General features: G+C 58.8%; 20 protein-coding genes. 9 read left to right on the top strand and 11 right to left on the bottom strand.

The annotated features are described in order from the left end of the window. Window positions 1-16 precede the first annotated feature (16 nt). Window positions 17-292 carry a DNA-directed RNA polymerase subunit omega gene (gene rpoZ / locus GKQ23_RS23265; protein ID WP_016191359.1) on the bottom strand — a complete coding sequence of 92 codons (276 nt, stop codon included), beginning with the start codon at window positions 290-292 and terminating at the stop codon, window positions 17-19. Between the two features lie 53 nt (window positions 293-345). Further along, entirely contained in the window at window positions 346-969 is a 624-nt protein-coding gene (gene gmk, locus GKQ23_RS23260; RefSeq protein WP_056233543.1) for a guanylate kinase, read from the bottom strand. Window positions 970-1,227: 258 nt separating this feature from the next. On the opposite strand from gmk, the gene ligB reads away from it, so the two are divergent. Then, window positions 1,228-3,054 (top strand): NAD-dependent DNA ligase LigB, encoded by a 1,827-nt coding sequence (gene ligB, locus GKQ23_RS23255; RefSeq protein ID WP_249168454.1) that lies wholly within the window; start codon window positions 1,228-1,230, stop codon window positions 3,052-3,054. 76 nt (window positions 3,055-3,130) lie between these two features. Here ligB and GKQ23_RS23250 read toward each other — a convergent pair whose 3' ends face one another. Continuing rightward, a complete protein-coding gene (locus GKQ23_RS23250; protein ID WP_056233547.1) occupies window positions 3,131-3,748 on the bottom strand; it encodes a trimeric intracellular cation channel family protein in 618 nt (205 codons plus the stop codon). Window positions 3,749-4,358: 610 nt separating this feature from the next. Here GKQ23_RS23250 and GKQ23_RS23245 point away from each other — a divergent pair. The 4 genes from GKQ23_RS23245 to GKQ23_RS23230 all read left to right on the top strand — a co-directional run bounded on the left by GKQ23_RS23245 (window position 4,359) and on the right by GKQ23_RS23230 (window position 9,883). Then, complete coding sequence (locus GKQ23_RS23245; protein ID WP_056233549.1) at window positions 4,359-5,003, top strand: response regulator transcription factor; 645 nt, start codon at window positions 4,359-4,361, stop codon at window positions 5,001-5,003. A gap of 74 nt (window positions 5,004-5,077) precedes the next feature. Then, window positions 5,078-6,409, top strand: a complete 1,332-nt coding sequence (locus GKQ23_RS23240; protein WP_056233551.1) for a TolC family outer membrane protein — start codon at window positions 5,078-5,080, stop codon at window positions 6,407-6,409. Window positions 6,410-6,414: 5 nt separating this feature from the next. Then, the gene (locus GKQ23_RS23235) at window positions 6,415-7,674 is read left to right on the top strand and encodes an HlyD family secretion protein (RefSeq protein WP_056233552.1); all 1,260 of its coding nucleotides are present in this window, start codon (window positions 6,415-6,417) and stop codon (window positions 7,672-7,674) included. Between the two features lie 46 nt (window positions 7,675-7,720). Beyond that, entirely contained in the window at window positions 7,721-9,883 is a 2,163-nt protein-coding gene (locus GKQ23_RS23230; RefSeq protein WP_212409532.1) for a peptidase domain-containing ABC transporter, read from the top strand. Window positions 9,884-9,926: 43 nt separating this feature from the next. Here GKQ23_RS23230 and GKQ23_RS23225 read toward each other — a convergent pair whose 3' ends face one another. Continuing rightward, complete coding sequence (locus GKQ23_RS23225; RefSeq protein WP_056233556.1) at window positions 9,927-10,265, bottom strand: zinc ribbon domain-containing protein YjdM; 339 nt, start codon at window positions 10,263-10,265, stop codon at window positions 9,927-9,929. Window positions 10,266-10,391: 126 nt separating this feature from the next. Then, entirely contained in the window at window positions 10,392-11,540 is a 1,149-nt protein-coding gene (locus GKQ23_RS23220; RefSeq protein ID WP_212409531.1) for an MFS transporter, read from the bottom strand. A gap of 105 nt (window positions 11,541-11,645) precedes the next feature. On the opposite strand from GKQ23_RS23220, the gene GKQ23_RS23215 reads away from it, so the two are divergent. Continuing rightward, window positions 11,646-12,413: a helix-turn-helix domain-containing protein gene (locus GKQ23_RS23215; protein ID WP_212409530.1), complete on the top strand. Its 768-nt coding sequence runs from the start codon at window positions 11,646-11,648 to the stop codon at window positions 12,411-12,413. Between the two features lie 255 nt (window positions 12,414-12,668). Here the strand turns inward: GKQ23_RS23215 and dinD are convergent, their stop codons facing one another. Both dinD and GKQ23_RS23205 read right to left on the bottom strand, forming a co-directional pair. Further along, the gene (gene dinD, locus GKQ23_RS23210) at window positions 12,669-13,493 is read right to left on the bottom strand and encodes a DNA damage-inducible protein D (RefSeq protein WP_212409529.1); all 825 of its coding nucleotides are present in this window, start codon (window positions 13,491-13,493) and stop codon (window positions 12,669-12,671) included. A 372-nt stretch (window positions 13,494-13,865) separates the two neighbouring features. Beyond that, complete coding sequence (locus GKQ23_RS23205; protein WP_056233572.1) at window positions 13,866-14,729, bottom strand: YicC/YloC family endoribonuclease; 864 nt, start codon at window positions 14,727-14,729, stop codon at window positions 13,866-13,868. 187 nt (window positions 14,730-14,916) lie between these two features. Between GKQ23_RS23205 and GKQ23_RS23200 the strand changes: the two genes are divergently transcribed. After that, on the top strand, window positions 14,917-15,339 hold the full coding sequence (locus tag GKQ23_RS23200; protein WP_056233574.1) for a DUF3574 domain-containing protein: 423 nt from the start codon (window positions 14,917-14,919) through the stop codon (window positions 15,337-15,339). A 74-nt stretch (window positions 15,340-15,413) separates the two neighbouring features. Here GKQ23_RS23200 and GKQ23_RS23195 read toward each other — a convergent pair whose 3' ends face one another. Next, the gene (locus GKQ23_RS23195) at window positions 15,414-16,598 is read right to left on the bottom strand and encodes a NupC/NupG family nucleoside CNT transporter (RefSeq protein WP_101506596.1); all 1,185 of its coding nucleotides are present in this window, start codon (window positions 16,596-16,598) and stop codon (window positions 15,414-15,416) included. Between the two features lie 232 nt (window positions 16,599-16,830). Between GKQ23_RS23195 and rph the strand changes: the two genes are divergently transcribed. Together rph and pyrE are read left to right on the top strand one after the other, a co-directional pair. Further along, window positions 16,831-17,547, top strand: a complete 717-nt coding sequence (gene rph / locus GKQ23_RS23190; RefSeq protein WP_056233579.1) for a ribonuclease PH — start codon at window positions 16,831-16,833, stop codon at window positions 17,545-17,547. A 58-nt stretch (window positions 17,548-17,605) separates the two neighbouring features. Beyond that, window positions 17,606-18,247: an orotate phosphoribosyltransferase gene (gene pyrE, locus GKQ23_RS23185; RefSeq protein ID WP_056233743.1), complete on the top strand. Its 642-nt coding sequence runs from the start codon at window positions 17,606-17,608 to the stop codon at window positions 18,245-18,247. 33 nt (window positions 18,248-18,280) lie between these two features. Here the strand turns inward: pyrE and slmA are convergent, their stop codons facing one another. From slmA to coaBC, 3 genes are all read right to left on the bottom strand, one after another. Next, on the bottom strand, window positions 18,281-18,877 hold the full coding sequence (gene slmA, locus GKQ23_RS23180; protein WP_056233581.1) for a nucleoid occlusion factor SlmA: 597 nt from the start codon (window positions 18,875-18,877) through the stop codon (window positions 18,281-18,283). A gap of 117 nt (window positions 18,878-18,994) precedes the next feature. Next, window positions 18,995-19,453: a dUTP diphosphatase gene (gene dut, locus GKQ23_RS23175; protein ID WP_056233583.1), complete on the bottom strand. Its 459-nt coding sequence runs from the start codon at window positions 19,451-19,453 to the stop codon at window positions 18,995-18,997. Beyond that, on the bottom strand, window positions 19,431-20,645 hold the full coding sequence (coaBC, locus tag GKQ23_RS23170; protein ID WP_212409528.1) for a bifunctional phosphopantothenoylcysteine decarboxylase/phosphopantothenate--cysteine ligase CoaBC: 1,215 nt from the start codon (window positions 20,643-20,645) through the stop codon (window positions 19,431-19,433). Before coaBC ends, dut begins: the two co-directional genes overlap by 23 nt. Window positions 20,646-20,740: the final 95 nt, after the last annotated feature.

The following is a 20,740-nucleotide window of genomic DNA, read 5'->3' as shown; positions in this document are numbered from 1 at the left end:
AGCCTTTAAATGCGAATTAACGACGGCCTTCGGCGATAGCGGTAACCGCCTGCAGTTCGGCGGCTTCCTGCTCCTGCTGCTCCTGACGATCGCGCACGTCGAGGATCTGATTGGTAATCAGGCCTTCTTCGATTTCGCGCAGGGCGATCACCGTGGATTTATCGTTTTCTTCCGGAACCAGTGGATCTTTACCACCCACCTGCATCTGACGTGCGCGACGTGCGGCGACCAGAACCAGGTCAAAACGGTTACCAATTTTCTCTACTGCGTCCTGTACGGTTACGCGTGCCATTTGTGTGATACTCCACGGGTGAAGAAAAGACTCGGCATCATACTGAGTTGTCCTCAGTCTGCCAATAGTTTGCTGATTAAAGCATCATGACGGGCCTTCTGGCGGCCCATACGCAGACGCTCGGCGCGAATGATGGTTTTCAGATCGGACAGCGCCAGGTCGAAATCATCATTCACGATCAGATAATCGTACTCCGCATAATGGCTCATCTCGGCCACGGCTTGCGCCATGCGCTTGCTAATCACCTCTTCGCTGTCCTGGCCGCGGCCACGCAGGCGACGGTCCAGCTCTTCGGTCGAAGGCGGCAGCACAAAAATGCTGCGGGCAGCGGGCATTCTCTCGCGGATCTGTTTCGCACCCTGCCAGTCGATATCCAGGAATACGTCAACGCCGGTGGCCAGTACCTGCTCAATCGCTTTACGCGACGTGCCGTAATAGTTGCCAAAGACTTCAGCATGTTCGAGAAACGCGTCTTCGCTAATCATCGAACGAAACTCGTCGTGATTAACAAAGAAATAGTGCTCGCCGTGATTCTCACCCGGCCGTATGCCACGGGTCGTATGCGAAATTGACACCTGGGTGTCATATAACGGCTGCGTTTTTAACAGTGCCTGAATCAGGCTGGATTTACCCGCGCCACTGGGGGCGGAAACAATATAAAGCGTGCCTTGAGCCATGATTATTCTTGATAAGCCAAAAAAGCGGAGTCTACTTCCTGCACAGTATACACAGGTGCAGCGCGTCATGCAGCGTTTCGGGTGATTCACCGCGTAATTTCTCTGAAACCTGACAGTAATACGCATTTTTTTAACGCTTTTGCTGCGTTGCATAAAAATTTCCTGTGACAGCTTCAGGATACGGTATTCGCCGCTCGCCAGACCTGATGCCCTGCGCTTTACTGCCGCCTGTTCCTGACCCTTGAGAGGAGGTGTGCAATGCGATATCTGATGGTGATGGTCTGGCTGGCCTGCGGCTGGGTTCAGGCGCAGTGCCCGCAATGGAGCCCGTACCGGGCAGAGCAGGAGATCGCGGCGCTGACCGCCCGGCTTAGCGTCTGGGATCGCGCCTACTATCAGCAGGGTCAGGCGCTGGTCAGCGATGGGCGTTACGACCAGCTGCAACAGCAGCTGCAGCACTGGCTCAGCTGCTTTAAACCTGGGCTCACCCACCAGCCTGCGCTGGCCAGCGGCGGCAGGATTCTGCACCCCGTCGCTCATGTCGGGGTAAAGAAGCTGAGTAACGGCCAGCAGGTGGCGCGCTGGATGGAGGGCCGGGAACAGATGTGGGTGCAGCCGAAGGTGGATGGCGTGGCGGTAACGCTGGTCTACCGCGACGGGCGGCTGGACAAAATGATCAGCCGCGGCGACGGCCTGCACGGCGAGGACTGGACGGCAAAAGCCCGGCTGATCCCGGCGATACCGGCCACGCTGGCGACCGGCGCGGTGCTTCCGGCGTCGGGTATCTCGGGCACATCAGGAAAATCAGGCTTATCGGGCACATCAGGGATATCAGCTACATCAGCCGCATCAGGCACATCGGGCACATCGGGCACATCGGGCACCATACCAGCCATATCATCTGCATCAGGGCGGCCCGCACCTTTTTCCGGCGTCACGGTATTTCAGGGCGAACTCTATCTGATGATGAACGGTCATCGCCAGGCGCTGCAGGGTGGGATGAATGCCCGTTCGCAGCTGGCCGGCGCGTTAATGGCGGTAAAACCATCACCGCTGTTGGCCCGCACCGGGCTGTTTATCTGGGCGTGGCCAGACGGGCCGGAGTCGCTGGCCGGGCAACTGGCCGGGTTGCGCAGCGCGGGCTTGCCTGACGTCAGTGAATGGAGCCGTCGGGTGACCGAAGTCAGCGAGGTTGCTGCCTGGCGCGATCGCTGGTTTCAGCAGGCCCTGCCGTTCACCAGCGATGGGGTGGTGGTGCACAGCCTGCCCACCCCGCGTGGCAGCCACTGGATGCCCAACGATGGTAACTGGGCGGTGGCGTGGAAATACCCGCCGCCGGAGCGCAGCAGCGAAGTGCAGGCGGTACGCTTCAACACCGGGCGCACCGGGCAGATTAGCGTGGTACTGGATCTGCAGCCGGTGCAGCTGGATGACAAACGCGTCAGCCGGGTCAGCCTCGGGTCGGTGGCACGCTGGCGGCAGCGGGATGTGCTGCCGGGCGATCGGGTCAGCCTCAGCCTGGCCGGGCAGGGGATCCCCCGTCTGAACGAGGTGATATGGCGGGTTAGCCAGCGTGACTATCCGCAGCCACCCCCTGCTTCCAGTAATCTGCGTTGTTTTCACGACGACAGCGGCTGCCGTCAGCAGCTGCTGGCGCGGCTGGAGTGGCTGAGCGGTAGCGCAGCGTTACATATGGCCGGCATCGGGCGTGCCAGCTGGCAGCAGTTGATTGAAGCCGGTGGAGTAAGCGATCTGTTCTCGTGGTTGACCCTGTCAGCCGGGCAGCTGCGGGCGATGCCGGGGATCGGGCCGCAGCGCGGTGAGCTGTTCTGGCAGCAGTTCCGTCTCAGCCAGCAGCGCCCGTTTAAACGCTGGGTGAGGGCGCTGGGCGTACCGATTCCCGAAGCTGCGCTGCGTACCTTAACCGACAATGGCTGGCAGCAGCTGTTGGCGCGCAGCGAACAGGAGTGGCAGCAGTTACCGGGCACCGGGGCGGTAAGCGCCCGGCGCATCAGGCAGTTTTTACAGCATCAAACCGTACAGCAACTGATCGGCAGGCTGCAACAGCTCAACGTATGGCCCTGATGGTTGTAAGGGGCCGCTGCTTTAAACGATGACGGAGTATTCCGGCCAGCCGCATCGTATTAGCGGGGCGTAGCGTCTAGTGATCGCCGTGCTCGTAGTTGAACACCGGAAGACCCAGCCGAAAACGCAGCGCCAGCAGGCGGGCGATAAAGGCAAACAGCAGGGTAATAACGATCACCGTTTCCATATTCAGCTCCGTTTTCTGCAGCAGGATGTACAGCCAGCCGGAGGCAAACGCGATACCGGCATACAGCTCTTTTTGAAACACCAGCGGAATGCGGTTGCAAAACATATCACGCAACACGCCGCCGAATACTCCGGTCACCACTGCACTGATCGCAGCGATAATTCCCGCATGACCCATATCCAGCGCGACCTGCGCCCCCAGAATGGAAAACACCGCCAGCCCCAACGCATCCAGCACCAGAAAGACCTTGCGCAGATGGGGCATCAGCGGTGCCACGAAGGTGGTGATTACCGCCGCCGCCGCCACAATCAGGATGTACTCCGGGTGTTTGACCCAGCCAAGTGGATAATGTCCGAGTAGCATATCGCGAACCGAGCCGCCGCCAATCGCGGTCACCGATGCAATGATAATCACGCCAAACAGATCCATCTTACGGCGGCCAGCGGCCAGCGCCCCGGTCATCGCTTCAGCGGTGATGCCGATGATGTAGAGTACGGTGAGTAACATAATCAACTCCAGATTTAGAGGCCGCAAGACTACGGTGTAATGGCACGGGCAGCGACTGAAATTTTCTCAGTATAGCCTCTTGGGATTAGTTTTTTTGATGGTTTGTTTGTTTATTTTTACGGCTATATTAATCGTAATACATTGATTTTTAGTGTTATGAAGATATTGACCCGATCGATTCTTCTTGAGTTAGTTAGCGGATAAAGTTATTAAAAAAAGGATGGTTGACTGGCCCGGTACTGGCCACAATCTGCGAAAGCAGGCGTACTGAATATGAGACTGTTATCACTTTATTCCGTTGGCATACGGTAAAAATGAGCAGAGAGCAGAAATCAGGCCAGAAAATAGAATGACACCTTTGAATATTAATTTATTTTAAAATTTTGAGACTGATGTTTTGATTATTTGTGCGTAGCAGGGGGTTTGTTTTGTTACTAATGGTGCTGGTGTGGGGTATATTTCATTTGCTTTTTAAACAGCATCTCTAAAACTAAGTTAATTCTTAAATGGCAGGGAAGGAACTTTCGCGATCGGGAAGGCAGGGTCATACAACCTCTTTTCCAGTCACCAATGTGAACGGCCTAAAAGATATTCTCAGGCAGGAGGCGTTATGTACAGCAGATACACGGTAACCGTTTCTGACGATCATCCACATATCATGCATTCCTTAAAAATGCTTTTTTCAACCAGTGACCGTTTTCTTATTACCAATGAAGCTGCATGTGGTAAGGACTTGCTGTCCGTTCTGGCGGTGAAAACCACCGATATTGTTATTACCGATTTTTCGTTGGGTTCAGATCGTTCCACCATCGATGGCTTCACCAAACTGCGCGCGCTGGCGGCCCGCTATCCGGATACGCACATCGTCCTGCTGACGTCACAAAAGAATGTGGCAATTTTAAGAAAGGCCTGCGACTACGGTATCAGGGCGATTGTCAGTAAATCAGATGCGGTGGAGGAAACGGTGCTGGCCTGCCATCATGTGGTCAGTCAGCAGGACTGTTACTTTTCCTCATCGCTGAGCCATCTTAAAGCTCCGCTGGCAAAAGGTAACGAACGGGGTAACACCCTGACGCCGAAAGAACTGGAAGTGGTACGCTTATTCTCATCCGGGTATTCGCTGGCAGAAATTGCCCATCGGCAGAACAGAACCATCAGCACCATCTCGACACAGAAGTATAACGCAATGCGCCGCTTAGGCGTTTCCACCAATATAGAGTTGATTCGGTACGCCTATGCGCAGGGATTAATTTGACACCAAAGCTCCTCATTTTTTGGAAAACAGAATTCCATTAAATAAACAAGGATTGACTGGATTTAAGGGATTAAATGAAAAGAGTATTAGTACTTGTGTTTTTTTTCCCCTCGTTGTTGCAGGCAACCACGCTTTTAGAAGCGGTAAATGCTGCACGCCGCTACGATGCCGGATTTAGCGCAGCATTAGAGGAAAAAAAAGCGGGCAATGAAGCCTTTGACCAGGGGATTGCTGGTCTGTTGCCATCGATTAATCTGGAAGGAGGTTATGCCAAACAGGACCAGCCTCATGTGAAATATGCAGCGGCCGTTAAACGGCATAACTACAGTGTTAATCTCAACCAGCCGCTGTTTGACCTGGCAAAATTTGCCGCATTTCAGCGTGGCAGCGCCATGTCCGATCTGGCCGATGCAGAATTTATCGTTGCGCAGCAGACGTTAATTCGCGACGTGTCAGACGCTTTCTTCAGGGTGGTGTACCAGCGGGAGGTGCTTGAGGTAGCGGTTTCTGCCATCCGCGTATATGGCCAGCAGCGTGAGCAGGCGCGGGCCGCACTTCGACTGGGTGAGGGAACGCGCACGGAAGTCGATGAAGCCCAGGCGAACTATGATGACGCGCAGGCGAAGGAGATTGCCGCGCGTAACGATCTGGAGATTGCCGGTACCGCATACACCCGGCTGACCGGTTTAATCGCTGATGGCATTGAGCCGGTATCCAGCCAGTGTTATCGCCTCACGCAGCAGGAGAACATGCAACAAGCGCTGCTGCTGGCACAGCGCAATAACGCTGAAATCAGAAAAGCCAGCACCCAGGTCGCTCAGGCGCGCAGTAACGTGGTCAGCGCTACTGCCGCCCACCTGCCGGTGGTTAACCTGCAGGCCAGCTATGGCGGCAACTGGAGCCGTGGTGAGGATGAAAACGTGCTGGATAATATTTTTGGTACCACCTCAAAAACTAAAAATACGCTGGTCGGCGTCAACGTCTCGCTGCCGCTGTTTGCCGGCGGCGGGCAACTTTCTGCGTCCCGCGAAACGTTGAATCGCCTCAATCAGGCAAAGTATGCACTGGAAAATACCCGGCGGCAGGTTAATCAACAGACGCGCACCGCCTGGCTGAACATCACTAACGGCCGCGCGCTGCTGAAAGCGCGCCAGAAAGCGGCGCTCTCCGCCAACAGCAAGGTGAAGTCCACCCGGTATGGTCGTGAACTCGGTCTGCGTACCACCATTGATGAACTTAACGCCGAGCAGAAATATTACGACGCCATGCAGAACGAGGCGGAATCCCGCTATAAGTACCTCAGCGCCGGTATTCAGCTGCTGGCTCTGCAGGGCACACTTGACGACCCCATGCTGCAGCAGTTCAGCTGCCACCCCACTCAGATTTCGTCCTCTGACAGGAAGTAACCCTCATGGAAGAGCCGCTATTCAGACCGGAAGCGACCGGCAATAACGCTTCGAAAACCATTGGAACCGTTGCGGTGTACTCACCGCCGTGGCGCTGGCTGGTGGTCAGCGTCATTGCCTTTATCACCCTTACCATCACCCTGTTCTTTATCTTCGGTAGCTATACCAAACGAGAAAATGCCAGCGGCGAGCTGCTGCCGGTGAAAGGGGTGACCACCCTGGTGCCACAGAGCGCCGGAACCGTCACCCGCATTGCGGTTAAGGAGGGCGACCGCATCCGTCGTGGCCAGCCGCTGATCGAGATCGCCTCCGAACTGGCGACTTCACAGGGCGCGACCTGGGACACGGTGATTACCCAGCTGCAGCTGCAGAGCGCCAGGCTTGAGAATGAGCAGCGCGAAACCGCCGCGCTGAGCGCCGAAACGCTGAGGGGGCTGCTGGCACGCCAGACCATTTTACAGGCGCAGATCGCGCAGATGTCGCAGCTGATTGCCAAACGGCTGGAGCAGGTCAGGCTGGCACAGCGCCAGCTGGATAAACTGCGCCGCATGAACCGCGAGGGCTATGCCTCCGGTACGCAGGTGGATCAGCAGGAAACCACGCTGCTGGATGCCGGCAGCGCCGTACAGGAGCTGCAGCGTCAGAGGCTGGAGCAGCAGCAGCAACTGGCACAGCTGGCACAGCAGATTGGTGAACAGCCGATGACCGCCGCTAACCAGCAGCATGAACTGGAGGTGCGTCTGGCTGGCGTCAGGCAGTCGCTGGCGGAAAATGAGTCGCGTCGTTCGGTGGTGCTACGGGCACCCCAGGATGGCACGGTCGGGACGGTGTTAAGCCACGTTGGCCAGGTGGTGACTGCCGGGCAGTCGCTGATCTCGCTGCTGCCGGAAAACAGCCCGCTGGAAGCACGTATGCTGGTCAGCAGCCGCGCTATCGGCTTTATCCGCCCAGGCCAGACGGTAGTGCTGCGTTATCAGGCATTCCCCTATCAAAAATTTGGCCAACAGTATGGTCGCGTTCTGGAAGTCTCGCGTACTGCGCTAACGCCGCAGGAAATCGCCGGCATTACCGGCAATAACAAGGTCAACGAACAGCAGTACCGGGTGCGGGTGGCACTGAATCATCAGCAGATCATCGCCTACGGTAAAAGCGAACCTCTGCGTTCGGGCATGGCGGTCGAAGCCGATTTCCTGATCGAGCACCGTCGCCTGATTGAGTGGGTGCTGGAGCCGCTGTTTGCGCAGGCCCGCCGTACCGTTGACTGACGGAACCCTGGTGCGCCTCACGGACGATAACGTTTAAGGATAAAACATGCGTTTTACTGATTCACTGGTGTTTGGCTGGCGACGCCGGCTGCCCATGCTACAGCAAACCCAGGCCGCAGAGTGCGGGCTGGCCTGCGTGGGGATGATTGCCGGCTATTACGGCCATCACTTTGACCTCGTCACCCTGCGGCACCGTTTTTCCACCTCGCTGAAGGGGGCCACGCTGGCGGATATCATGCAGATCGCCCACCGGCTGGGGATGGCGAGCCGTGCGCTGCGCCTGGAGCTGGACGAGCTGGACCAGCTCAGCACGCCGTGCATCCTGCACTGGGAGATGAACCACTTTGTGGTGTTAAAGAAGGTGACCCGCAACAAAGTTATCCTGCACGATCCGGCGCGGGGCCTGCGTGAAGTTAGCATGGAGGAGGTCTCTAAATCCTTTACCGGCGTGGCGCTGGAACTGCTGCCGTCGGCCAGTTTCCAGCGGCTGGAAGAGAAGCAGAGCGTGTCAATGCGCCGGCTGGTCGGCGGCATTATCGGGCTGAAGAGCGTGTTTGCGCAGATCCTGATTATGTCACTGGCGCTGGAGCTGTTCGGCATCCTGACGCCGTTCTTTATGCAGTGGGTGATGGATATGGTGCTGGTCTCCGCCGACCGCTCGTTGCTGACGCTGCTGGGCAGCGGGTTTATCATCATTCTGCTGCTGCAAAACGTGGTCAGCGCGCTGCGATCCTGGGTAATGGCGTGGTTCTCCAGCATGCTCAGCGTGCAGTGGTCGGCCAACGTCTTTTCCTGGCTGCTGGGCCTGCCGATGGCGTTTTTTGAAGCCCGTCACGTGGGCGACATCGTTTCACGCTTTGGCTCGATCGGAACCATTCAGAATACCCTGACCACCCGTTTTATCAGTACGGTGCTGGATGGGGTGATGGCCTTTGTCACCCTCGGGCTGATTTTTGCCTACAACGCGAAGCTGACGGTACTGGTTATCGGGCTGTTTGTTACCTATATGCTGATTCGCTTTGTCTCCTGGCGGCCGTTCCGCCGGGCCAATGAAGAGCAGATTATCGCCGCGGCCCGCACGCAAACCCAGCTGCTGGAGACGATCCGCGGCGCGCAGGCGGTCAAGCTGAACAATAAAGAGGAGGTGCGGCTGGCGGCATATGCCAATGCGCTGGTGGAGTCGACCAATAAGGGCATCGCCATTCAGCGGCTGAGCATCAGCTTTACCACGCTGCAGGGCACCATCGCCGGCGTCGGGCGCATCGTGCTGATCTGGCTGGCCGCATTGCAGGTGCTGGAAGGGAACTTCTCGGCGGGGATGCTGGTGGCGTTTATCAGCTTCTCCGATCAGTTTATCGCGCGGGCCTCCGGGTTAATCGATGCGCTGCTTGAGTTCCGCATGCTGCGCCTGCACGGCGAGCGTATTGCCGATATCGTGCTAACCGAGAAAGAGGAGGATCGTCCGGCCGGCGCGATCGAACGGCCGTCCGGGCCGCGGTGTAGCGGCCCCGGGTTAACCGTCCGCGACCTCAGTTTCCGCTATGCGGAAAACGAACCCTGGATCCTGCACCAGTGTGATTTCTCCATCGCACCCGGTGAAAACGTGGCGATTGTCGGACGTTCGGGGCAGGGTAAAACCACGCTGGCCAAGCTGCTGCTGGGCCTGCTGAAACCGCAGCAGGGGGAGATTACGGTCGCCGGCGTGGATATTCGCCGTACCGGCATGCAGGCTCACCGCGCCCGCATCGGCTGCGTGATGCAGGACGATATCCTGTTTGCCGGATCGATTGCGGAGAACATCAGCTTCTTTGATGCCGAACCCAGCCCGCAGCAGGTTGAGGTGGCCGCGCAGCAGGCGCAGATCCATGACGATATCGTGGCGATGCCGATGGGCTATCAGACGCTGGTCGGGGATATGGGGTCGTCGCTTTCCGGTGGGCAGATCCAGCGCGTGCTGCTGGCGCGGGCGCTTTACCGCCAGCCGGAGATCCTGCTGCTGGATGAGGCCTCCAGCCACCTGGACATCGAGCGTGAGCGGCTGATTAATGCCGCCATCCGCCAGATGCCGGTAACGCGCATTATCATCGCGCACCGGCCGGAGACCATTCGCAGCGCCGACCGGGTGATCGTCATCGACCAGGGCCGTGCGCACAGCCTGGACGCCGACAGTTTTATCGCGCTGCAGTCGCCGCCGCAGTTGCCGGGCTAGCGCCGCCGGCGCGTCACAAAAGTATCGGGCTGAAAGAGGGCGCTCAGCCCTTCTTCACAAACTCTGACTTCAGCTTCATCGGGCCAAAGCCGTCGATTTTGCAGTCGATATTGTGGTCACCCTCGACCAGCCGGATGCTTTTGACCCGGGTGCCGATCTTCAGCGGCGTTGAGCTGCCCTTCACCTTCAGGTCTTTAATCACCGTCACGCTGTCGCCATCGGCCAGCAGGTTGCCGTTGGCGTCCTTAACGATCAGCGCGTCTTCCGTCGCGCCCTCGGCACCCGGTTGCCAGACGTGGCCGCACTCAGGGCAGTTCAGCTGTTCGCCATCCTGCCAGCTGTATTCAGAGTGACATTTCGGGCAGGGAGGTAAAGTTTGCATAATAGGGTCTCAGTCAAATCCATAATAAAAGAAGGGGCATAGTTTACTCCCTGCCAGTGATTCTGCCTAGCGGTGGGAAGGGCTGCTGTCCGAGGCGTGGCGGGCCGTCACCGGCCCGGCGGCGGTTTACTCAGTGGCGGCCTGACGCGGCTTACCCTTCAGCGTCCAGGTAAGCAGGAGGATCGGCAGGCTGCACAGGATCAGCACGGCGCCGAGGTTCTGCGCCAGTCCGGCCAGAGACAGCCCCGTACCGAGCAGCAGGTAGTAGAGCAGCCCGAGCAGCGCCCCCGCCGTGCCGGCACAGTCCTTATAGCTGCGCAGAGCATAAGCGAGGACATTGGGTATCGCGATACCGTACGCCATTACCACCGGCACCATCGCCAGCACAAAGCCGACGCTGTTTTCCAGCGCCAGCACCCCCGCGCCCCCGGCCAGCGCCAGCCCACCGGCCAGCGTCAGCAGCCGGCGTAATCCCCAGCCGACGGCGACCAGCCGCCGGTTGATACCGGCACCGGCGGCCACGCCCGCCGCCAGCACCAGCCCGGTATAACCGAACCAGTGCTGCGGCACGCCCAGCGTCGCAAAGCGGAAGGGGGCCAGCTGGTAATAGCTGAACATACAGATATTGAACAGCGCCACCCACAGCGCGCTGCGCCAGATGTCCCAATCCCGCAGCATGCGCCGCAGCGTGGCGAAAAAGGGCGTGGTGGTCCACTGCGCCGGACGGGTTTCCGGCAGTTGCCAGGCGGTGTATGCCAGCAGCACCGCAGCCAGCACGGCCAGGCCGGTGAATACTCCCTGATAGCCGCCGTAGCGGGTCAGCAGGGTGCCGCTCAGTACGCCGATCGCCGGGCTGACGGCCATGGCGATCCCCATCAGGGAGAACACCCGCGCCAGCTGGTGACCGTCAAAACGATCGCGGATCGCCGTCTGCGTCGCTACCGACCCCACCGCAGCGCCAAAGGCCGCCAGCATCCGCGCCAGCAGCAGCAGCGTGAAGCTGCCGCTGAAGACGGCCGTCAGCGAGGCGACCAGATACAGCACCAGGCCTGCTAACATCGTCGGGCGTCGGCCGATCAGGTCACACATGCGGCCCCACACCACCACGCCGAAGGCAAACGCGAAGAAGTAAAGCGACAGGGTCTGCGCCGCCGCCTCTGCGCTGACCTGAAAACCCTGCGCGATAGCGGTCAGCGCCGGGCTGTAAAGGGTCTCCACCACCTGTGGGAACATCATCAGGCAGGTCGCCAGGGGGAGCGTCAGTTTAGGTTGCATAGTCTTCCTGCGAGAGTGAGGGGTAAATGAGCGAATAAAATAGCACCGGCCGTCACTCTCCCTTTACAATATAAAAGACAAAAAATTGTTGAAATCGGACATGTTATGCCACGGATAGATGCAGACGCACCCTTTGATCCCGACGATTACCGCAACGATGTGCTGGGCATCGCCTCCGGGCTGGCGCAGCACGACTCGGGCATGCACCAGCATGATAAAGGGCAGCTGTTGTTCAGCCAGCAGGGCTGTATGCGCATCACGCTGAACCAGAGTTTTTCACTGTTGCCGCCGGGGCGGGTGGCGTGGATCCCGGGGGGCGTGCCGCACCGCGTGCAGATCCAGGGCGTGGCCGGCTACCGCTCGGTGTGGCTGGTGCAGGCGCGGTTTGCCTCCCTCGCCGGTCACGTTGAGATCGTCAGCGCCAGCCCGCTGCTGCGCGAGGTACTGGAACGTATCGCCTTCGCTGAATTTAACACCGACTGGCGGCAGGGGGCGGCGGCAAACCTGCTGGCGGTGTGCCTGGACGAGCTGCAGGCCGCACCGCGCGAGCTGACCACGCTACGGCTGCCCGTCGACCGCCGCCTGCGGGCGCTGAACGCGATGACCCTGCCGCCGCCGCTGCATAGCCTGGCGCGCAGCAGCGGGGCCAGCGAAAAAACCATCAGCCGAATTCTGCTGCGCGAAACCGGGCTGAGCTATCAGCAGTGGCGACAGCAGTGGCGGCTGATAAAAGCGCTGGAGATGCTGGTGGCGGGGCAACCGCAGGCTGAGATCGCCGCCGCGCTGGAGTTTGCCAGCGACAGCGCCTTCTCGGCCTTTTTCAGCAAGATGACCGGCCGTTCACCGCGGGCGTATCTGGCGCAGCGGCCCTGAAAAGGTATCGCGAGAATGTCGGGCGGGAGATATTTAAATGACCACAACCGTACAATGATATCGCCAGTTTTTGCCACCCGGCAGGCGGGTTTCTGAATGCGTTACTCTTTGAGTATTCTTCCGGAACCTTTACTCAGTTGAATCTGTTTGTTGAGTAGGCGGGCTTAAACCTTGTCTGGTAGGGTTTCATGTTTGCCAGTTTTTCATTGGGTACACCCTTGGGTACACCGTAAAACCGGGTGCTGCTGTTTAGGGTTATTTTTTGTTCAGTTTTTTTGCGGCTGATTCAATCTGCCTGATGCTCTTATCCGGGGAAGGTAGATCTTCAGGCATCGTTCCACCCAACTCTTCAATCGTCTGTCTTACTTTCCTGCCAACATCAAAGTGAGTCTGGTTTGCCTGCTGCTTTGACTTGACCTCATCCCGGCGAAGTTTCTCTTCTGCCTGCGTTGCGCGGAACAGGTTGGCCGCCAGTTCCGTTGACCCCATATGGTCGAGGATTTTTTGACTCTTCTTAAGCCCCTTGTGCTGGTGGATCGCTTTCTGATCCAGACCACCATATAAGCCCTGGTAACCATGATTTTGAAAAATGGCAAAATCTAAGGTGGTTTCAACCCCTGCCTGCTGCGCGACCTCCACCAGCTGTTTGTTGTGCTCTTTTAACTCATTGCGTAGAAACAGCCGTTTTTCATCTTCACGCAGCCGTTTGAATGTTTCATCGTCTGCCAGTTCCTGCCGTCTGGTCTGAATAGCAAAGTAAGTTTGCCCGGCAGCGATAACGGGTTTAGCGGGATCGCCATTCTGCACCACGAGATAGCAGGCGTACCTGGACAAGTGAACATCCTCCAGCTCTCGTTGAGCACCCGAACCCAGCACAACCATTTTGGTGGTCTCAACGAAATGGTCTGAAACCTGCTGATGACTGGTTTCACAAGCCTGGGCTGCCCGCGAAAGAACATTTTGGAAATTTCGCCAGTCACGATAATCAAGCAGCGGTGCTAAATCTCTTGCTGACCAATACTCTTGCCCTTCGTTTCCATGTTGCCGTAAGTCTTCAAACGGTTGGTGATGTTCGTTCATCGAGTACTCCACTCAGTCTCAGGGGTGATAATTATTGCTGCTTTTTCTGTTGCCGATTGATCTTACCCACGTAATGTGGACACTCCACTTTTGTCTGCTGCTCTGAATCGCAGATACAGGCCACCGCCATCTGCGCGGCCCTCGAAGCGTTCTCCGGCCTTAATTCATGCGCTGATCGGCATGTCAGAAAGTTTTGGCATTGCGTCTTCCTGAGTGTTGAACAGGAGGTGTACCAAACTAATATGAAAGAAACCTGTTGGATACACCTCAATCATGCGCTTTCATGCTTTCTTGTGATGTTTCGTGATAACAAAAAGCCCGCCTGGTGGCGAGCTTTGGTTTTTTCAATCTTTAGTGATTCGTCCTGAATATTTACTCAATATTCTGAATCTGCTCGCGCATCTGCTCGATCAGCACCTTCAGCTCAATGGCTGAGGTGGTGATCTCGGCGTTGATCGACTTGGAGCCCAGGGTGTTCGACTCGCGGTTGAACTCCTGCATCATAAAGTCGAGGCGGCGGCCGACGGCCTCCTTCTTCTTCAGAATGTTGTAGGTCTCTTTCACGTGGGCTTCCAGGCGGTCCAGCTCTTCCGCCACGTCCACGCGCTGCGCCAGCATCACCAGCTCCTGCTCCAGCCGGTTATTCTCCAGCTGCACCTGCGCCTCTTCCAGACGGCTGACCAGCCGCTCACGCTGCCACTTCAGCACGTCCGGCATATGGGCGCGAACTTTAGTGACTTCGGCGCTGACGCCCTGCAGACGCTGTTCGATCAGCTGCTTCAGCGCCGCGCCTTCGGTTTCCCGTGCGGTGATAAAGTCGTCGATGGCTACGTCCAGCGTGCTCAGCAGCTCTGCGGAGATAGCATCCAGATCCTGTTCGGCGGCGGACATCACGCCCGGCCAGCGCAGAATATCCAGCGGGTTGATCTCACCCTCATCGCTCTGCAGCTTGACCCAGTTAGCGGCCTCAACCAGCTGAACGGCCAGTTTCTCATTCAGCACCAGCGCGCTCTGGGCGCGCGGGTCGGCGTCAAAGCGCAGGCTGACTTCAATTTTACCGCGGGTCAGGCGGTTGCGAATACGCTCGCGGACCACCGGCTCCAGGCCGCGGAACTGTTCCGGCAGGCGCAGATAGGTCTCCAGATAGCGTTGGTTGACGGAACGGAGCTCCCAGGCGGCGCTGCCCCATTCGCCTTTGGTTTCTCGCCGTGCGTAGGCGGTCATGCTGCGGATCATTGTGCGTACCCGTTGGTATCAAGGAATCAGGCAGCGAGTATAACGGCGCAGGCGGTGGCTTAACAGGCATTCAGTGAAATGCCGCCGTAAACGCCGCTGTTTTAGCGACAGAATTTTAGATGCTTCCCGGCGGGCGGCCTGCTAGTGTGGCGATCGCCGCTATTTAACCGATTAATCAGGAGCCCCGATGTTGATACGTAGCGTTATTTCCGGCGTGCTGCTGCTGGCGCTGGCCGGCTGCAGCGCACCCGCCCGCCAGGCGCCCCCCGCCGCGGCCTGCGTCCGCGGTGATGCGATGGTGCAGACCACGCTCTACTTCGGCCTGAACCGCCCGCAGGGTGCGGCGATTACCCCGGCAGAGTGGCAGAAATTTGTCGATGATGACGTCACGCCGCGTTTCAAGGCGGGGCTGACGGTGTTTGCCGCGCAGGGGCAGTGGCTGGGCGATGACGGCAGGCTGGCGCGGGAAGAGAGCCGGGCGCTGATGCTGATCCACCCGCTGGACCAGGGCAGCGAGCAGGGGATAGAGGCGCTGCGCGCGGTCTATAAGCAGCGCTTTGCGCAGGACTCGGTGATGCGGGTGGATGCGCCGGTCTGCGTGGCCTTCTGACGCTTAGCCGGCCACGGCTGCTGACGGGCTACCCGGCGTAAACCGCCGGGCTCACCCATGCCACCGATTGACGTTTACAGCACCAGCCCGGCAAACGCCGCCGACAGCAGGCTGACCAGCGTCGAGCCGTAAATCAGCTTCAGACCATAGCGCGACACCACGTTGCCCTGCTGCTCGTTCAGTCCCTTAATGGCTCCCGCCACGATGCCGATCGAAGCAAAGTTGGCGAAGGAGACGAGGAACACCGACAGAATACCCAGCCCGCGTGGTGACAGTCCGGCGGCGACCTTCTTCAGCTCAATCATCGCCACAAACTCGTTGGTCACCAGCTTGGTGGCCATAATGCTGGCCGCCGGCAGCGCGTCAGCGGTCGGAATGCCGATCAGCCAGGCGAAAGGCCAGAACACGTAGCCGAGGATCTGCTGGAAGCTGATGCCAAACAGGCTGGCAAACACCGCGTTAACCATGGCGATCAGCGCGATGAAACCAATCAGCATCGCAAGGATGATCATCGCCACCTTAAAGCCCGCAAGAATGTACTCACCCAGCATCTCGAAGAAACTCTGGTCTTCGTGCAGCTTCTCAAGACGGATTTCCGGCTCATCCCCTGCCGGCGTCGGGTTGATGATCGACAGAACGATAAAGGTGCTGAACATGTTGAGCACCAGCGCCGCCACCACGTAGCGCGGCTCAATCATCGACATATAGGCACCGACGATCGACAGTGACACGGTGGACATCGCTGCCGCCGCCATCGAATAGAGGCGGCGCGGGGAGATGTCTGCCAGGATACCTTTATAGGCGATAAAGTTCTCCGACTGGCCGAGGATCAGCGTGCTGACGGCGTTAAACGACTCCAGCTTGCCCATGCCGTTGATTTTCGACAGTACGGTGCCGAAGAAGCGGATCAGCCACGGCAGGATTTTCAGGTGCTGCAGAATGCCGATCAGCGCGGAGATAAACACGATCGGGCACAGTACGCCAAGGAAGATAAACGCCAGACCCTGCGAACTCATGCCGCCAAACACAAAGTCGGTCCCCTGGGCCGCGTATTTCAGCAGCACTTCAAAGAAGCCGGAGACGGCCGAGACCACGCTCAGGCCGCCGGACGCGTGCAGGAAGAACCAGGCCAGCGCCGCTTCAATCACCACCAGCTGCAGCAGGATGCGCGGGCGGATTTTTTTACGGTCGTTACTGAACAGCAGCGCCAGGCCGAAGATAATGGCCAGGGCGAGCAGAAAATGGAAAACAGAAGTCATTCGCGGGTTCCAGCGAGTCAGTCAGAGAAGAGGGGCATTTAGCCACATTTCACCGCACTTTACATCCGCTGGCCACGGCAGTTGCAGAAAAAGTGATTAGCATTCCGTCACCTGCATAACCGGATGCGGCAGATGTCGCCACATCCGCGATGGCGTGCGCCAGCGTGATAGGCAAGCCGTAGTGAAATCCGTATAATGCGCAGCCATTAAACCAGCCAGCCGGAGATACATCATGCGTCCATCAGGCCGTAGCGCACAACAGGTTCGCCCCGTCACCCTGACCCGTCATTATACCAAACATGCAGAAGGCTCTGTGCTGGTTGAATTCGGTGATACCAAAGTTCTCTGCACCGCTACCATCGAAGAGGGCGTACCGCGCTTTCTGAAAGGCCAGGGCCAGGGCTGGGTCACCGCAGAATACGGCATGCTGCCGCGCGCGACCCACAGCCGTAACGCCCGCGAAGCCGCCAAAGGCAAGCAGGGCGGCCGCACGCTGGAGATCCAGCGCCTGATCGCCCGCTCGCTGCGCGCCGCTATCGATCTGAAAGCGCTGGGCGAGTTCACCATCACGCTGGACTGCGACGTGCTGCAGGCGGACGGCGGCACCCGTACCGCGTCGATCACCGGCGCCTGCGTGGCGCTGGCCGACGCGCTGAATCATCTGGTCAGCATCGGTAAGCTGAAGGCTAACCCGATGAAAGGCATGGTGGCGGCGATCTCTGTCGGCATCGTCAACGGCGAAGCGCTGTGCGATCTGGAGTATATCGAAGACTCCAACGCCGAAACCGATATGAACGTGGTGATGATGGAAGATGGCCGTATGATTGAGGTACAGGGCACCGCAGAAGGTGAACCCTTCACCCACGACGAGCTGCTGGCGCTGCTGGCGCTGGCGCGCGGCGGCATCGACACCCTGGTGCAGGCGCAGAAAGCAGCGCTGACCGACTGATTATTGCAGGCGACCTGAGGGTCGCCTTTTTTTTGCCTGAATTTTGAGGAAGCCCATGATGAAAGCCTGGCAGCGTCAGTTTATTGAATTCGCCATCAACAAGCAGGTTCTGAAGTTCGGAGAATTTACCCTGAAATCAGGGCGTAAGAGCCCCTATTTCTTCAACGCCGGCCTGTTTAACACCGGGCGTGACCTCGCGCTGCTCGGACGTTTTTACGCCCAGGCGCTGGTTGACTCCGGGATTGATTTCGACCTGCTGTTTGGTCCGGCCTATAAAGGCATTCCGATTGCCACCACCACCGCCGTGGCGCTGGCGGATCACCACGACCGCGACGTGCCGTACTGCTTTAACCGCAAAGAGGCGAAAACCCACGGCGAGGGCGGCAGCCTGGTCGGCAGCCCGCTGCAGGGCAAAGTGATGCTGGTGGATGACGTGATTACCGCCGGTACCGCGATACGCGAGTCGATGGATATTATCTCTGCCGAAAAGGCGACGCTGGCCGGGGTGCTGATCTCGCTGGACCGCCAGGAGCGCGGGCGCGGCGAACTGTCCGCCATTCAGGAAGTGCAGCGCGATTACGGCTGCAGGGTGATTTCGATTATTACGCTGAACGAGCTGATCGGCTATCTGGAAGAGAAGCCGGAACTGACCGATCACCTGATTGCCGTGCGTGCCTACCGCAGCGAGTACGGGATCTGATCGACGGTGGGCCAGTAATACTGGCCCACCGCGTTACACCAGCTGGGCGGCGAACAGCGGCCAGCGCACCTCAAATTCCGCGGTGGGGCGATAGCGAAACTCGGAACGTACAAAGCGCGACAGCAGCCCTTCGCAGAAGGCGAGGATCTGGCTGGCCAGCAGCGTTTCATCGGTGCTGAAGCCTTCCCCCTCGCGCATTTTTTTCTCCCGCATTACCTGACGCAGCTGGGCTTCGATACGTTCGAACAGCTGGTTGATGCGCCCCTGCAGCCTGTCCTGTTCGAACATCAGCGCGTGTCCGGTCAGAATGCGGGTTAAACCCGGATTACGCTCACCAAACCCCAGAATGAGCTGAGTGATCAGACGCAGGCGCGGCAACGTCTCCTTCTCATCTTTCAGGATCAGGTTGATGCGCGTAATCAGGCTGTCTTCAATAAATTCGATCAGGCTGTCAAACATCCGGGTTTTGCTGGGAAAATGCCGGTACAGCGCCGCTTCCGAGACGCCCACGCTGGCTGCCAGCTTGGCGGTGGTGATCCGCTGGCTGCCGTCGCTGGATTCCAGCATCTGCGCCAGCGCCTGCAGGATCTCCTCGCGACGATTCCTTTTCGCACTCTTTTTTTCTGTCATGCCTTAAAAGACCCCTGAAAACATCACCATAAACGGGCAGAGCCCACGCAATATCCGTGAGCGGGGGCTCACGGTGACAAATGATTAGGCTATCGTCGTGACGGAAACGGGAAAAGGTTACTGGCGGCCTGAATGACCGAAGCCGCCTTCACCGCGCACGCTGGCATCAAAGTCGTTCACCAGGTTAAATTCAGCCTGCACCACGGGGACAAACACCATCTGCGCGATGCGCTCGCCCGGCTCGATGATAAAGGTCTGCTGGCCACGGTTCCAGACGGAGACCATCAGCTGCCCCTGGTAATCGGAGTCGATCAGCCCGACCAGATTACCCAGCACCACGCCGTGCTTATGGCCCAGGCCGGAACGCGGCAGGATCACCGCCGCCAGCTGTGGGTCGGCGATGTGGATGGCCAGACCGGTCGGCACCAGCGTGGTCACGCCAGGCTGCAGTTCAACCGGCTGGTCGAGGCAGGCGCGCAGATCCAGGCCCGCAGAACCTGATGTGGCGTAGGTCGGCAGCGGGAAGTCGTTGCCCACGCGCGGGTCGAGGATCTTAACGTCGATTTTTTTCATCATAAAGGCCGATAATCTCATTCAGTAACTGTTGGCCCAGCAGGGGCTTGGCGGTGAGCGGTAAGGCTTTGTCGCCATCCTGCCAGTAAAGGTGTAACGCATTGGCATCACTGTTAAAACCCTGGCCGGCCTGCGCCACATCGTTGGCGCAGATCAGGTCCAGGTTCTTTCGCAGGCGTTTTTGCTGCGCGTATTCTTCCACATTCCGGGTTTCAGCGGCAAATCCGACCACGTAAGGGCGGGCTTCGGTTAGCGCCGCCACGCCGGCGACGATATCCGGATTCTTCACCATCTGCAGGGTGATCTCATCCCCCTGTTTTTTAATCTTATCCCCGGCAATGGCCGCCGCGCGGTAGTCGGCTACCGCCGCACAGCCGATAAATATCTGCTGCTGCGCGGCGGCATCCATCACCGCCTGCTGCATCTCCAGCGCGGTGGTGACGTCAACGCGCGTCACCCCCGCCGGTGTGGGCAGCGTGACCGGGCCGGCGACCAGCGTCACCTGCGCTCCGCGTGCGGCGGCGGCGGCGGCAATCGCAAAGCCCATCTTGCCGGAGCTGTGGTTCGAGATAAAACGCACCGGGTCCAGCGCTTCCCGCGTCGGGCCGGCGGTAATCATAATGCGCAGATGTTGCAGGTCGTTGACCGGCGTGGTCAGTTCTGCGGCCAGCGCGACGATCGCCAGCGGGTCGAGCATCCGGCCGGGGCCGATATCGCCACAGGCCTGGCTGCCGCTGTCCGGCCCCCAGACGGCGATCCCGCGCTCGGCCAGCACCGTAAGGTTGTGCTGGGTGGCCGCCGCGCGGTACATCTGCTGGTTCATCGCCGGGGCAATGGCGATCGGCGCCGCCGTCGCCAGGCACAGGGTGGTGACCAGGTCATTGGCCATGCCGGCCGCCACGCGCGCGATCAGGTCGGCGGTGGCCGGCGCGAGGATCACCAGTTCGGCCCATTTCCCCAGCTCAATATGGCCCATAGCGGCCTCGGCTGCCGGGTCGAGCAGATCGTCGGAGACCGGGAAACCGGAGACCGCCTGCAGGCTGAGCGGCGTAATAAAGGCTTTGGCTGCGTCGGTCATCACCACCCGCACCTCGGCACCGCGATCGCGCAGGCGACGCACCAGCTCAGGGGTTTTATAGGCGGCGATACCGCCGCTGACGCCCAGCACAATCCGCTTTCCCGATAATCCCGTCATTTGCCGTTCACCTTTATCAATGGTTGCCGTGCCGTCAGCACCGTAATCTGGCTATTTTACCACACTCCGCCAGCGTGGCTATTTTGCACCAACGT

The organism is Erwinia sp. E602 (assembly GCF_018141005.1).
Taxonomy (GTDB): Bacteria; Pseudomonadota; Gammaproteobacteria; order Enterobacterales; family Enterobacteriaceae; genus Erwinia.
This window is presented reverse-complemented; position numbering and strand designations above follow the sequence as displayed.